Here is a 13,576-nt window from a genome sequence, read left to right on the forward strand (position 1 = left end):
CGCACACCCCGTGGTCCAAATCTCCGAGGAACCAGCAATGACCCCGACCACGCCGCACGCCCCGGGCGAACACGGTGAACCGCCCGCTCGCACCCCCAGTCGGGGGCCGGGCTACTACGTGTTCCGGGGGCTGAAGGCGCTCGCCTCGCTCCAGCTCACGGTCGTGCTCTTCGCTCTGGGCATTCTGCTGGTCTTCTTCGGCACCCTCGCCCAACTCGAAAACGGGATTTGGACCGTTGTCGATAAGTATTTCTGGTCGACGGTCGTGATGGTCCCGTTTGAACTGATTCACAAGTTCTTGAACGTGTTCTGGAGGGAGGGGTTCGCGGACGGGCAGCCGGAGTGGTCGGGTGCGTTCCCGCTGCCGGGCGGCATCCTGCTCGGTGGGGCGATGCTGGTGAACCTGTTGGCCGCGCACACGGTCCGGTTCCGGCTCACCTGGAAACGGTCCGGGATCTTCCTCATTCACGGCGGCCTGCTGTTCCTGTTCGTGGGCGAGTTCATCACGCGCGAGTACGCGGTTGAGCAGCGGATGGCGATCGAGACCGGGAAGTCGGTCGATTTCACCGAGGACGCGCGGAACGTGCAACTCGCCTTCATCGACCACTCGGCACCGGAGACCGACCGCGTGGTCGCGGTCCCGCAAGAGCTTCTCAGGAGCGCGAAGGGGCGGATCACCCACCCGGACCTGCCCGTTGATGTCGAGGTCGTCGGCGACTACATGGCGAACTCGGAGTTCACCAAGTCCGCGCCGGGGGCACCGAACCCCGCGACGACGGGGTGGGGGCTGCACCTCATCGGGATCAAGCGGAAAGAGGTCGCGGGCGTCGATACCGAACAGAAAGTGGACACCCCGACCGTTTACGTGAAGCTCTTCAAGAAGGGGACCGACGAGGCGCTCGGGGCCTACTATACGTCCCTCTGGTTGTACCGGCTGGGGCGGTGCGATTACGTCGAAGCGGACGGGAAACGGTACGAACTCGTACTCCGGCCCAAACGGTATTACAAGCCGTACCGCATCCACCTCGATCAGTTCCGGTTCGACCGCTACATCGGCACCGGCAAGCCGAAGAACTACTCCAGCGACGTGCGGGTGTACGACCAGAGCGGCGGGGAGCCGGTCATCACCCAGCGCATCTCGATGAACGAGCCCCTGCGGTACGCGGGCGAGACGTTCTACCAACAGGGCTTCGATCCGTCGGAGAAGATGACCATTCTCCAGGTGGTGAAGAACCCGGGCTGGTTACTGCCGTACATCTCGTGTGCGGTGGTCGGGTTCGGGCTGCTGCTGCACTTCGGGATCTTCCTCGTTCAGTTCCTCCTCCGCACACGGGCGGCCCAGGCCCCCGTTTCAGCGGCCACCGCACTTGCTCCGGGGACCGTACCCGTCGGGACGCGGTACTTCCCGTGGCTCATGCTGGTGGCGATGGTGATCTACCTGCTCTCGGTTTTCGGCCGGATGGCGCCCAAAACCGAGCCTTATGACCTCGATGCGTTCGGGCGTATCCCGGTGGTCGAGGGCGGGCGGGTGAAGCCGCTCGACACGGTCGCGCGCGTGAACCTGCGCATCGTGAGCGGGCGCGAGGAGTGGGAGGACGAAGCCGGTAAGAAGCAGCCGGCGATCCGCTGGTACTTGGACGTGCTTTCGAGCGGGAGCCTGGAGGACCGTGGGGCCGCGTGGAAGCACCGGGTCATTCGCATCGACAACGAACAGGTGCTCAGCGCGCTGGAACTGAGGCCCGTGGAGGGATTGCGGTACTCGCTCGAAGAGCTCGCACCGAAGTTCGCGCTCATCGGGCAGCGCGGCGCGGCCCTCGAGAAGAAAGTCGACAGTAAACAGAAGCTCGACCAGACCGAGATGAAGTTCAAAGAATTGGTCGATCGAATCAACACAATTTTTCGCATCGCCGCCGAGAGCGGCCCGCTCCCCAGCGCGCCCGGGCGGGTGCTCTTCTTGCCACCGTCGAACGGGGAGGGGGAGAATTGGACCTCGCTGGGCGCGTTCCTGCAGGACGTTAGAGCGCAGATGCGGCCGCAACTCCAGGCCGAGTTCCCGATGATCTCGGAAGAGTCTCTCGCCAAAATGTCGGAGAAGGAGCACGCCGCGCTCTCCGCGAAGCTGAGGGCGCGGATCGAGGAACTCGAGCCCGCGGCCGTCGCGAAGAACCCGCCCGCCGCGGACTGGGTCAAGCTCCTCAAATCGTACCGGGCGAAGCAATCCGACGAGTTCAACGCGGTGGTCCGGGAGTACCGGGCGAAGCACGCCGGGAACGTTGCGGACGTGAACCCCGCACACGACTTTTCCGAGCGCCTGGTTTACGGCCCGTTCAACGGGGTCGGGAAGTCGCGCACCGAGGTCACGTTCAACCGGTTCCAGCCCTTCTACCAGTGCACCGGGCTGTACGTGATCGGGTTCGTGCTGTCGATCATCGGGTTCGCGGCGAGCGCGGCCCAGAAGCCGGGCGCTGCGACCGCGCTGCGCCGGTCCGGGACGAACGTCCTCATCCTCGCGCTCGTCGTTCACACGGTCGCGCTGTTCGCCCGCATGTACCTCATGCAGCGGGTCGGGGTGTTCGTCACGAACCTGTACTCGTCGGCGGTCTTCATCGGGTGGGGGTGCGTGGCGCTGTGCCTGGTGTTGGAGCGCCTGTTCCCGATCGGGGTCGGGAACGTGGTCGCCGCGGCGCTCGGGCTGGCCACGTGCATCGTGGCCCACAACCTCGGCACGCAGCAGGACACGCTGGAGATGATGGAGGCGGTGCTGGACACGAACTTCTGGCTCGCCACGCACGTCACCACCGTGACCCTCGGTTACACGGCCACGTTCGTGGCCGGGTTCCTCGGCGCAATTTACGTTTTGTGCGTGCTGGGGACGGTCGTCCGGGACTCGTTCGAGAGCCGGGGCGAGCCGACGGTCGGGGCGCTGCTCGCGTTCGGGACCGCGGTCGTCGGGCTCGTCGCCGTTCCCATGTTCTTCCTGTGGTTCCTCAAGGTCGCGCTGGAGAAGTTCGAGCTGGTGAACCCGATCCTGTTGGACGGGGCGTTCGGGCTCGCGGCCGCGGGCGGACTCGTGTGCGGCCTGATGACGATGCTCCTGCGGGTGTCGGCGGCGGGCGTGGACGCGCACGGAAAGCCGCTCCAGGGGCAGGTGCCCCAACTGGCCCAACCGATCACCGGCCTCGCGCTTACGCCCGAGTCCAGTAAGATCCTCGGCCAGATGGTCTATGGCGTGGTAGCGTTCGCGACGCTGCTGAGTTTCGTGGGCACCGTTCTCGGGGGCATCTGGGCGGACCAGTCGTGGGGCCGGTTCTGGGGCTGGGACCCGAAGGAGAACGGGGCCGTTCTCATCGTGCTGTGGAACTCCCTGATCCTGCACGCGCGCTGGGCCGGTATCGTGAAGGACCGCGGTGTCGCGGTGCTCGCGGTGTTCGGTAACACCATCACGGCGTGGAGCTGGTTCGGCACCAACCAGCTCGGCATCGGGCTCCACGCTTACGGGTTCGACAGCCGGCTCGCGGACGGGTGCTTCAACTTCTGGCTGCTCCAGTTCGTCGTCCTGGTGTGCGGGGCCGTGATCCCGCGCCACTTCTGGGCGAGCGCGACTCGTCGGGGCGCGGCACAGAAACTTCCGGTCACTGAAGTAGTGGGCGCGACAGCACCACCAGCGCCGGACGCTGGCGCTGCAACGCACAACGAAAACGCTGCGGGGGTGAACGGTACGGTGCCCGCGAATTCGGCGAACGGCCACGCCAACGGTTCGCCTAATGGCAGCGGTCAGTCGCACCGCGATAAGGGGAAGAGACACGGCAAGCGCCAGTAGCGGTTCGGTGCGAAACGGCGATTCGTAGCGTGCGGGGGAGTATCGGATTGTTACTCCCCCGCACGTTTCTTTTGGGGGGCCGCGCACTTCCTGCTCGTGAGCGGGGCTCGCTGGTGGCTCGACGGGATAATTCGATCGCATTCAATCGGGCGTGCCGCGGAACCGGCGTTCGAGTTCACGGAGCCGGGCTTCGAGGGCGCGCAAACGGCGTTCTTGCACTTGCATCACGAGTGCGGTGGCCAACCCCAGCGTACCTACACCGGCGAGCGCGAGGGCCGCGTTCGAGGGTGCGAGTACGGCCCCGCCTACGAGTACGAACGCAGTCACGATCAGCACCGGCAACACGCGGAACAGGGGCCAGTCGCGCAACTCGCGCTCGGGTTGTCGGAGGAGCCATTCGATGCGCCGCGAAGGGGCTATTTCTACACCCTCGTTTTCACCTGCGAAGGGAACGGACGGTTGTTCCCACTGGGACCAGTCGTAACCGATTAGTCCTGCGATCAGTCCCGCAAGTGCCCACGGGATTGAGGAACTGACGATCGGGTGCAACCATTCGCTCAGTGCAACGACCGCCGGAACGCTCAACCCGCCGCCGATGACTCCCATAAGAACGCCGATCGCGCCGAAAGTTGCTGCGACCGTGTCGCGTTCGCTCCCGCCGCGGAGCAGACCAGCGACAGCGCCCGCAATGAGCCCCGCGATACTAGAGAAGCCGCCGAGGAGCAGAGAAATCAGGATCGTGTGGTCGGTCAATTCGGTCGAAATGACCCCGAACGGGAACCCAAAAATGAGGACGGTGAGTACACCGGCCCACCCGCCACCGGCACAAATCGCACCAGCCAGTCCCCAGCGAATCGCGGTGACCGCACCGCTCGGGGCCGATGTCGTGGGTACAGCGGGATCGGGCAACGTGTTCGCCAGTGACATGGTTCCCTCGGCGCCGGCCCGGGAACGTTCTCTCATTACGTAAAATAAACAGGCGAGAACGTGCGGTGGCGTCATCACCACATCCGCGTTACCGGGTGAAGTGAAGACGTCACTGCGCGGGTCCGATTTCGCGCCCGTTACTTCTTCCAGTCCGGTGCCGGGGCGGAACTGCCCATCTGCTTACGGATGTTCTCGCCGCGCTCGGACTGTTTCAGCAGCGGTGAGACGCGGTCGAGGTCGGCGGGGTCGAAGCCCGCGCCCTTCAGCAGGTCGCGCGCGGCCTGTGCTGCGTCGGCCGCGTCGACGCCCCGGTTACCGCGCGGGAAGCGCTTCTCGTGGAACGCGAGGTTCGCCTGTTGCCCGGCGTCGACGGGCGTGCCGCCCCCGAGGACCGGGCTGCCGCCGAAACTCGCGTCCCGGATCGGGTCGACGTCGCGCCCCACGCTCTTCGCGGACCGCTTTTCGGCCACCATCTGGCCCAGTTCGGCGCACAACACGGCCGCGAGTTCCGCGTCCGTCTTGCACTTGTTCACCAACCCCTCGCTGATCCAGAGCTGTTCCGTGCCGTGGTGGAACAGGACCGATTCCTTGACGCCGGCCGTGAAAATGAGCGGCTCGATGCCTGTGAACGTGTTCTGCGCGAGGATCTTCCGGCCGAGCACCTCGACGCGCTCCGCGACGGGCAGGGACGCCTTCGGCGGGTTCTTGGGGTCGAAGCCGGGATTGTCGTCCCACCCGAGTGCCCGCGACACGGACCACTCGCTGTCGTGCATGCACCCGGTCGAAGAGAGCAGGGCGAGGCCCGCGACCAGCGCGGCGAGACGGTTCATAACGGGTGCCCCTTTGTCTTAAAGAATGGCGCCCCGCATACCGAAGAAGAGAAGTGCTGTCGAGAGACTTTCGCACCAAATCGCCGCGTGAAACTGCGCAAAAGAGTGAACCCGGCGAGCGTCGCGTGCGCTCACCGGGTTCACCCAGCTACCTCGTTGTCAGCGCCCGCACTCAGGCGGCGCGCTTCAGTTGGTTCGCCTGAACCGCCTGTTCCCAGGCGCGGAACTCGGTCATGAACTGGCCCACGGCCTCGTCCGTCTTCGGGTGGCCGCACATTTGCGGGAAGAACTTCGGCGGTACCGTGATGATGTGCGCCCCGGCCTGGATCGCCTCGTTCACGTCCACGAGGTGCCGGATGCTGCCGACGATGATCTCGCTGTCCAGCCCGCGCCGGTCGAGCGACTCGCGGGTCGAGCGGACCACCGAGCCGGCGTCGTAGCCGATGTCCCGGATGCGCCCCCAGAACAGGCTGACGTACTTCGCGCCGGCGCTGGCGGCCATCACCGCTTGGTTGTACGACATGCAGCACGTGCAGTTCACCGGCACGCCGCGCTTGGCCAGTTGCGCGATCACCTTCAGCTCGTTCCACCCGATCGGGATCTTGATGTTCAGGTACGGGTAGTCGCCGAACTCGTTGACGAACTGCTCCGCTTGGTCGGCCATCTTCGCCGGGTCGGTGGTGTTCACCTCGACGCTCAGCGGGATCTTCGCGTCGTGCTTGATGAGCGCGTCGATCATCGAGCGGATGTGCTCGCCGAAGTCCACGCAGTTGGACCGCGCGATGAGCATCGGGTTGGTGGTGACGCCCGACGCGAACCCGCGCTCGAGGCACGTTTCCAGTTCCTTCACGTCCGCGGTATCGACGAACAGTTTCATGCCAGCCCCCGTTTGTGAATATATTTCAAGCGGCCGAGCGCCCCGCGACCTCGCCCGCACTCGTTGCCAGAACCCAGTCCACGGCGCTCGTAATATCGGGCGCCACGTGATCCGGAGCGCACCGCTCCGGTTGGCCGAACGGTGTATCGATCAGCACGCCGCGACAGCCCGCGGCGCGCGCCGCCGCGACGTCGCTCCAGCGGTCCCCGATCAGGAACGCGCCGGACAGGTCCAGGTTCCACTTCGCCGCCGCCGCGGTGAGCATCCCCGGCTTCGGCTTGCGGCACGAGCACTTGTCCGCGGTGTCGTGGAAGCACGCGAGCACGTCGAGCAGCGGGAGCGCGCGGTACAGTTCCGCGTTGATCCGCTCCACCGCGGCGCGCGTCTGCGTCCCGCGGGCGACGTCCGGCTGGTTCGTCACGACGACGAGTACGAACCCGGCCCCGCGCAACCGGGCGAGCGCGCGCTCGACGCCGGGGAGCAGTTCGAGTTCGTCCACGCTCGCCGGCGGGCGCGTGGTGCCGCCCTCGGGGAACGCTTTGTTCAGCACCCCGTCGCGGTCCAGGAACACGACCCGCTGCCCCATTGCGAAACCCCACCGTACCGCGAATCTGTTACTTTTGCCCCGTCGGTGACTACGCGACCTTCTTCGCGTCGGCCGCGGCCGTTGATTCCCACTTGGTCGCGGCGGCCTTGAGTGCCGGGTGCGTGACGAACAGGTGCCATACCACCGCCTGGAACGCTTCCGCGTGCGGGGTGACGTGGGCCGCGTTCACCGTGGGCACGATCACGCAGGCGTCCGCGACCTTCGCGGTGTACCCGCCGTCGCGCCCGACGATCCCGCACACGGTCGCGCCCACGGCCTTCGCGTGCTGGACGGCGCGCACGAGGTTCGGGCTGACGTTGCGCTCCAGGTCGCCGCCGCCGACGGAAAATACAAGGATGCCGTCCTTCGCGTTCAGCCGGCTGCCGCGGAGCCACTCGACGAACACCGTCTCCCAGCCCTCGTCGTTGGTGCGGGCCGTGAGTTCGGACACGTTGTCGGTCGGCGAGTACGTCTCGATGCCCGCGATCTTGCGGAAGTCGTTGACGGCGTGTGCCGCGTTCGCGGCGCTGCCCCCGACGCCGAGGATGAACAGGCGCCCGCCGCGCCCGCGCACGCTCGCGAGCGCGTCCACGACCTGATCGATGGCGCCGGTGTCGAGCCGGGCGATGATTTCGCTCGCTTCGGCGAGGAACTGCTTCGTGAAGGACATTCGAGCGACTCCGTTCGCTGTAGGATCAGAGAACCTAACCCCCCGCCCCCCTTCCCTAAGAAGGAAGGGGGAGCAGGATTCGGCCCGTCCCTTAATTGGGTCAGGGGCGCACTCGCACCTTACGCCGCGCGGCTCAGAACGAACTGCTCCGCCTCGCGCAGGCCCGACGGCGACCCGATCTCGTAGAACCGCTTCGTCACCTCGAAGCCGACCATCTCGCCGGTCGCGACCAGCGCGCTGTACAGTTCCGCGAGGTCCGACGGCTGGCCCGCCGGGATGCGCTCGATCGCGGCCCGGCGCAACAGCGACAGCCCGTAGTCGATGTGCGTCATGTCCGGGGTCGCGTCCTGCTTGCTGTACCGCAAGAGGCGCCCGCGCTGGAAGAGCACGTTGCTCTTGTCGAAGCTGTTCTCGTTGTGGAACACGGTCATCAGCCCGAGCGCGGTGTGCGACAGGGAATCGAAGACGCGCGCGTAATCCACGTCGAGGAGCGAGTCGCCGTACAGCACGAAACAGCCGTCGCCGATGAGCGGCAGTGCCCGGCGCACCGCGCCGCCGGTGCCGCGCAGGGTCGGGCCGTCTTCCGAGTACCGGACGCGGAGGCCGAACCGCGCGCCGTCGCCCACGTAGTCCCGGATCTGGTCCGCGAAGTGGCCGACGCACATTATGACTTCTCGGACGCCCTGTTCGTAAAGATCCTCGAACTGGTGGTCCACGAACGGGCGCCCGGCGAGCGGCACCAGTGCCTTGGGGATCGCCTTCGTGACGTCGCCCAGGCGCGTGGCCTTACCGCCGGCGAGGATCAGAACGGGTGTCGAAGCGAGGTCCGTCACGGGCGCTACCTTACTTTTGTGACTTTCGTGCGTGGGAACCGGACCGGTTTCGAGTTACGCCGCCCGGCGGATCGCGGGGCGCAGGGCCGGCGAGGGCGTCGCACCGCTCACGATCCGCGTGCCCTCGAAGTCGAACCGGAACGGCACCTGTTGCAACCCGGCTTCGGTCATCGCGCCGGTGAGTTGTTCGGCGTCCTCGGTGTAGAACATGAGGAACCCGCCGCCGCCGGCACCGATCAGCTTGCCGCCCAAGCCGCCGTGCTTGAGCCCGAGGTCGTACCACTCGTCGATGCGGGAGTTCGACATGTTCCCGCTGCGCTTCTTCTTCGAGCGCCAGTGGACGTTCATCAGTTCCGCGAACCCGCGCAGGTCGCCGCCCTCGAGGGCGTCCTTACTCTTCAGCCCGAGATCCTTGATGAAGTGCAGGTTGTCGATCATCGACTGGTCGGCGGCCTTCGTCTTCGTGTCCTGCTCGCGCAGCACCTCGGACGCGGACCGCGTGTAGCCGGTGAAGTACAGCACCAGGTTCTGTTCGAGCTTACGGAGCGTGTCCGACGACGCCCGGAGCGGCCAGTATTCGACGTGCCCGTCCGGGTGGAACCGGAAGCACGTGACCCCGCCGACCGCGGCGATGAACTGGTCCTGCTTGCCGACCGGTTCGCGGAGCCGGTCGATCTCGATGTGGCACGCTTGCTCGGCGATCTCGGCGGCGCTCGGGTTCCCGTTGCGGAGCGCGTGCAGCCCGCGCAGGAGCGCCGTGCAGAAGCTCCCGGACGACCCCAACCCCGTGCCGGCCGGGATGTCGGCCATCGCCGCGATCTCCAGCCCGTCCGCGGGCAGGCCCACGAGCCGCATCGCCTCGCGCACCAGCGGGTGCTGGATGGCGCCGACGTCCGTGACGCGCTCGGTCTGCGAGTACTTGAGGATCATCTCCGGCAGGATGGTCCGGTTGATGACGATGTGGACGTGCCGGTCGATGGCCGCGGCGACGAGGAACCCGGTGTGGTCGCGGTAGTACGACGGCAGGTCGGTCCCACCACCACCGAGCGAGATGCGGAGCGGACTTCGCGTGATAATCATCGGTCACTCCGCTTCCGTGCGGTGTGGTACTTCGGGATAACCGCGCATCGCGCGGTATTGTAATGGTCGGTTACGGGGCCCACTCTGCTCCAGAGTTTGCCGGAAAATCCGCTCGTTCCGTCGCGCACCTTCTCGAACCGTTTCCCGCTCGGTGCTCGACTCTGGCCGTTACGCCGCGCGCTTTGCCCCACCGGATTGCTGGTACACGGCCGCGACCACGTCGAGGGCCGCGATCGCGTCTGTTAGCGTTGCGCCCGTGCCCGTCGTTCCCGCGATCGCGTTCTCGAAGTCCCGGAACTCGGCGTTCCAGGACGTGTCTTCGCCCGGGTACTCCCAGATGGTCGTTTCCGGCGGGCCCATTTGCGGCAGCATGCGGTAGTACGCGAGCCGTTCGACGCCGTAGCTCCCACCAAGCCCATCGATCTGGAGTTTCCCGGTGCGGCCGTAGATTTCCAGGCAGAACAGGTTCTTCCACTCGGAGCAGCTCGCGTGCAGCCACCCCACTTGCCCGCCCGCGTGGTGCAGGCAGACGAACCCGTTGTCTTCGACCGGCATGTCCCAGAAGAACGTCCCCGCGAACCCGCTCACGCTCGCCACGTCGCCGAGGAACCAGCGCGTGAGGTCGATCAGGTGAACGCCCTGGTCGAGCAACTCGCCGCCGCCCGCGAGTGCCGGGTCCGCGCGCCACTCGCGATCGTAGCCCACGCGCCCGCCGTGCCCGTAGCGCCCGCGGACGAACATCATCGGCCCGCACGCGCCCGCGTCGACGAGTTCCCGCGCCTTGCGGAGGGCCGGGTGGAACCGGTGATTGAACCCGACGCGGACCGTCACTCCCGCGCTCTTTGCCGCGGCCGCAACGGGGCGGAGCTCGTCCGCCGAGCGCGCGGCCGGCTTCTCCACGAGAACGTGCTTGCCCGCGCGAACGGCGCCGAGCGTGATCGCCGCGAGTGAATCGTTGATCGTCGCGACGACGACCGCGTCGATGTCGATCCGGGCGACCAACTCGCGCCAGTCCGCGCTGGCTGCACATCCCGGGTACGATTTGGCGAGCTGGGCCGCGCGCTCCGGGACCGCGTCCGCGGTGCCCGCGACGGTGTGCCCCAGCGCCGCGATGGACTTCGCGCGCTTCCCGCCGATCAACCCGCACCCCACGATGGCTACGCGCACTTCTTCCACCCCCCGCGGTCGTCCGGTGTGATCCGGCGCAGCGTGTAAATGTCGCCGGCCGCCAGTTCGTCTTTCTTCTCGGGCAGGTTCGCCCAGTCGTCCCACACCGCACTCAGGAGCCGCCCGGAGATCCCGTCGGACGCGGCAGAGGCCAACCACGTTACGAGTGCCGCGGCCTTGTCCGGGGGCGTGCCGCCGTTTGCGCCTCGCGCGACCGCGGCTTCGTACTCGGCCCGCGCCCGACCCGGTCCGGCGGCCAGTACTTCGTTCAGCATCCGGGTGTTCATCGCACCGGGTGCGACCGCGTTAATCGTGACCCCGGTACCGGCCAACTCCTGCGCGAGCGTCTCGGTGAACCGGACCAGTGCGCACTTGGACGCGGCGTAGGCGGCGAAGTCCGGGCGCGGACCGGTCGCGCCGCCTCCGGAAACGTTAATCACGCGCCCGAACCGGCGCTCGATCATGCCCGAGAGCACCGTTCGGGTGAGCCACACGGGAGCGAGCAGGTTAACACGGAACACGTCCTCCCAGCCGTCTCCGCCTTCGGCCACGAACGGCCCGATTGTGCCCTGAACCGCCGCGTTGTTTACGAGAACGTCTACGCGCCCGAAGTCGGACAGGCACGACGCGACCGCGGCTTCGGTGCCGGCGCGGTCCGTCAAATCGACCGGGTAGGCGCGCGCCTCAGAGCCCTCGGCCCGAACCGCATCGGCGGCTTGCTGGAGCGCGCCGGCATCACGGGCCAGTAGCCCCAAACGCGCCCCGTTCGCGGCGAGCGCTCGGGCGAGGGCCAACCCCAGTCCCCGGGACGCGCCCGTAACAACAGCGACGCGGTCGGCCAGTGGCTTCACGGTCCGCGAATCCATCCGGCTTCCTTCCGGAGCAACGGCTCATCACCGGTCACGGTAACTTGCACGGGTTGGGAATAAGAACGAAGCGTCTATAGCCGAGGTGAGAAACACGCTGCAAGGCCAACTGTGGTGTTCGGGGCCTTTGTAACAAGTGAGGCCCGGGGCGGGTGCCCCGGGCCTCGTGTGGCGCGTGTCTTGCTGGCATCAGGCCGCGTGGCGCGCTTCCAGAACCCACGGGTTCGTGCGGAGGTAGTCGAGCGTGCGCACGACCGCCTCGCGGATACTCAGGGTTTGGCACCAGCCGAGCGATTTGAGCTTCGCGGTATCGAGGAAGATGAACGGGCTGTCGCCGATCCACCCGCGCGTGCCGCCGGTGTGGTTCACCTTGGGGGTTAACCCGAGCCGTTCACAGATCCACCCCAGGGAGTCGTCGACCTGGCAGTACTCGTCGGCGCCCAGGTTCACGACGGTGACCGGGTCCGTGGCCTTCTCGACCACAGTGAAAATCGCGTTGATGCAGTCCTGTACGTAGAGATAGCTCTTCCGCTGCTTGCCGTTGCCGAGCACCTCGATGGCGTGCGGGTTGGCGAGCAGCTTCGCGTAGAAGTCGAACACGTGCCCGTGGGTGTAGCGCTCGCCCAGGATCGAGACGAACCGGAAGATGAACGCCTGGAACCCGAACCCGGTCGCGTAGGCCGAGATCAGCCCTTCGCCCGCGACCTTGCTGGCCGCGTACAGGCTCGTCTGGACCGGGAACGGCGCGTTCTCGGGCGTCGGGAACACCTCGGCCTCGCCGTACACGGAGCCCGTGGACGAGAACCCGATGCGCTTCACCCCGTTCAGGCGCATCGCTTCGAGCACGTTGAACGTGGCGATCGTGTTCTGCTGGAGGTCGCGGTCCGGGTGGTCGGTGCCGAACCGGACGTCCGCGTTGGCCGCGAGGTGGAACACGAGGTCGTGCCCCGCGACCGCGCGCGTGAGGGCGGCTTTGTCGAGCAGGTCGCCCTCGACGAGCGCGAACCGGGCGCTCGTCCGCGCGTCCGCGAGGAACTGGCGCTGGCCCGTGCTGAAGTTGTCGAACGCGGTCACGTGGTGCCCGGCCGCGAGGAGCCGGTCCACCAGGTTGCTGCCGATGAACCCGGCCCCGCCGGTAACGAAGTAGCGCATGTCGTGAGTTCCCAAAAATCAGGCGGCCTTCGCCCGGCCGAAACGGATGCGGAACAGGTCCTTCAGGTTCTTCCAGTTGCCCGACACGAGTTTCAACCGCGTGTCCCCGTCGTCCTGCCAGCTCACGCCGATCTCCTTCACCGTGTACCCGGCGCGGACCGCGAGCGAGAGCACCTCCACGTCGAACATGTAGCCGTCGATGCGCTGGCGCGCGAACAGGTCGCGCGCCACGGCGCGCCGGAAGAACTTGAACCCGCACTGGGTGTCGCCGATCCCGTACAGCCCGACGAGCGGGCGCATCAGCAGCGCGAACCCCGCGGACCCGGCGGTGCGGTACCACGGGCGCCGGGCGTGGAGGGCCGCGCCGGCCGCCTTGCGCGACCCGATCACGACGTCGAACCCCTGGTCGAACCAGGGGAGCACCTTCTCGATCTCGTCGATGGTGACCTTGTAGTCGGCGTCGAGGAACCCGACGATGGCGCCGGTCGCGGCCAGCACGCCCTCCCGCACCCCGCGCCCCTTGCCCCGGCGCTCCGGAGCCCCCATTACCGTGACCGGTAGCGCGCCCGCGAGCGCGGTTGCGGCCTCGCGCGTGCCGTCGGTGCCGTCGGCGGCCACGATCAGCTCGTAGGTGATCCCCCGTGGCGCGAGGTACTCCCCGATCGCGCGGAGCGTGCGCTGGATGGTCGCGACCTCGTTGAACGCGGGGACCACGAGGCTCAGTTGTGGGGCGCGCATTTGCGCAAGCTCCTGGGTGTTCGCGTGGGG

Annotated in this window: 12 protein-coding genes; 1 reads left to right on the forward strand and 11 read right to left on the reverse strand. The window is 67.1% G+C overall.

Annotation, left to right across the window (positions count from 1 at the left end; translation table 11 throughout):
- Positions 1 to 37 precede the first annotated feature (37 nt).
- A complete protein-coding gene (locus VT84_RS06800; RefSeq protein WP_082838992.1) occupies positions 38 to 3,820 on the forward strand; it encodes a cytochrome c biogenesis protein in 3,783 nt (1,260 codons plus the stop codon).
- A gap of 141 nt (positions 3,821 to 3,961) precedes the next feature.
- Here the strand turns inward: VT84_RS06800 and VT84_RS06805 are convergent, their stop codons facing one another.
- The 11 genes from VT84_RS06805 to VT84_RS06855 all read right to left on the reverse strand — a co-directional run bounded on the left by VT84_RS06805 (position 3,962) and on the right by VT84_RS06855 (position 13,546).
- Positions 3,962 to 4,747: a hypothetical protein gene (locus VT84_RS06805; RefSeq protein ID WP_082838993.1), complete on the reverse strand. Its 786-nt coding sequence runs from the start codon at positions 4,745 to 4,747 to the stop codon at positions 3,962 to 3,964.
- Positions 4,748 to 4,884: 137 nt separating this feature from the next.
- Positions 4,885 to 5,577 carry a hypothetical protein gene (locus VT84_RS06810; RefSeq protein ID WP_082838994.1) on the reverse strand — a complete coding sequence of 231 codons (693 nt, stop codon included), beginning with the start codon at positions 5,575 to 5,577 and terminating at the stop codon, positions 4,885 to 4,887.
- Between the two features lie 172 nt (positions 5,578 to 5,749).
- Positions 5,750 to 6,454 (reverse strand): transaldolase family protein, encoded by a 705-nt coding sequence (locus VT84_RS06815; protein WP_052559193.1) that lies wholly within the window; start codon positions 6,452 to 6,454, stop codon positions 5,750 to 5,752.
- Positions 6,455 to 6,479: 25 nt separating this feature from the next.
- Complete coding sequence (locus VT84_RS06820; protein ID WP_082838995.1) at positions 6,480 to 7,040, reverse strand: D-glycero-alpha-D-manno-heptose-1,7-bisphosphate 7-phosphatase; 561 nt, start codon at positions 7,038 to 7,040, stop codon at positions 6,480 to 6,482.
- A gap of 49 nt (positions 7,041 to 7,089) precedes the next feature.
- Entirely contained in the window at positions 7,090 to 7,710 is a 621-nt protein-coding gene (locus tag VT84_RS06825) for an SIS domain-containing protein (protein WP_052559197.1), read from the reverse strand.
- Positions 7,711 to 7,829: 119 nt separating this feature from the next.
- A complete protein-coding gene (locus VT84_RS06830) occupies positions 7,830 to 8,543 on the reverse strand; it encodes a nucleotidyltransferase family protein (RefSeq protein ID WP_082838996.1) in 714 nt (237 codons plus the stop codon).
- 54 nt (positions 8,544 to 8,597) lie between these two features.
- Positions 8,598 to 9,623 (reverse strand): galactokinase, encoded by a 1,026-nt coding sequence (locus tag VT84_RS06835; protein WP_082838997.1) that lies wholly within the window; start codon positions 9,621 to 9,623, stop codon positions 8,598 to 8,600.
- 168 nt (positions 9,624 to 9,791) lie between these two features.
- Positions 9,792 to 10,790, reverse strand: coding sequence for a Gfo/Idh/MocA family protein (locus tag VT84_RS06840; protein WP_082843231.1), 999 nt, complete (start codon positions 10,788 to 10,790; stop codon positions 9,792 to 9,794).
- Positions 10,781 to 11,656, reverse strand: a complete 876-nt coding sequence (locus tag VT84_RS06845) for an SDR family NAD(P)-dependent oxidoreductase (protein WP_082838998.1) — start codon at positions 11,654 to 11,656, stop codon at positions 10,781 to 10,783. The genes VT84_RS06840 and VT84_RS06845 overlap by 10 nt, the downstream gene beginning before the upstream one ends.
- A 189-nt stretch (positions 11,657 to 11,845) precedes the next feature.
- Positions 11,846 to 12,808, reverse strand: coding sequence for an NAD-dependent epimerase/dehydratase family protein (locus VT84_RS06850; RefSeq protein WP_082838999.1), 963 nt, complete (start codon positions 12,806 to 12,808; stop codon positions 11,846 to 11,848).
- 18 nt (positions 12,809 to 12,826) lie between these two features.
- Positions 12,827 to 13,546 (reverse strand): dolichyl-phosphate beta-glucosyltransferase, encoded by a 720-nt coding sequence (locus VT84_RS06855; protein ID WP_052559210.1) that lies wholly within the window; start codon positions 13,544 to 13,546, stop codon positions 12,827 to 12,829.
- Positions 13,547 to 13,576: the final 30 nt, after the last annotated feature.

Origin of the sequence: Gemmata sp. SH-PL17, from assembly GCF_001610855.1 — a bacterium.
Taxonomy (GTDB): domain Bacteria; phylum Planctomycetota; class Planctomycetia; order Gemmatales; family Gemmataceae; genus Gemmata; species Gemmata massiliana.

What these genes read in the sequence shown, in the direction of transcription:
- VT84_RS06800 (WP_082838992.1), top strand. Translation starts at nt 38, where the DNA reads ATGACCCCGACCACGCCGCACGCCCCGGGCGAACACGGTGAACCGCCC.
- VT84_RS06805 (WP_082838993.1), bottom strand. Translation starts at nt 4,747, where the DNA reads ATGTCACTGGCGAACACGTTGCCCGATCCCGCTGTACCCACGACATCG.
- VT84_RS06810 (WP_082838994.1), bottom strand. Translation starts at nt 5,577, where the DNA reads ATGAACCGTCTCGCCGCGCTGGTCGCGGGCCTCGCCCTGCTCTCTTCG.
- VT84_RS06815 (WP_052559193.1), bottom strand. Translation starts at nt 6,454, where the DNA reads ATGAAACTGTTCGTCGATACCGCGGACGTGAAGGAACTGGAAACGTGC.
- VT84_RS06820 (WP_082838995.1), bottom strand. Translation starts at nt 7,040, where the DNA reads ATGGGGCAGCGGGTCGTGTTCCTGGACCGCGACGGGGTGCTGAACAAA.
- VT84_RS06825 (WP_052559197.1), bottom strand. Translation starts at nt 7,710, where the DNA reads ATGTCCTTCACGAAGCAGTTCCTCGCCGAAGCGAGCGAAATCATCGCC.
- VT84_RS06835 (WP_082838997.1), bottom strand. Translation starts at nt 9,623, where the DNA reads ATGATTATCACGCGAAGTCCGCTCCGCATCTCGCTCGGTGGTGGTGGG.
- VT84_RS06845 (WP_082838998.1), bottom strand. Translation starts at nt 11,656, where the DNA reads ATGGATTCGCGGACCGTGAAGCCACTGGCCGACCGCGTCGCTGTTGTT.
- VT84_RS06850 (WP_082838999.1), bottom strand. Translation starts at nt 12,808, where the DNA reads ATGCGCTACTTCGTTACCGGCGGGGCCGGGTTCATCGGCAGCAACCTG.
- VT84_RS06855 (WP_052559210.1), bottom strand. Translation starts at nt 13,546, where the DNA reads ATGCGCGCCCCACAACTGAGCCTCGTGGTCCCCGCGTTCAACGAGGTC.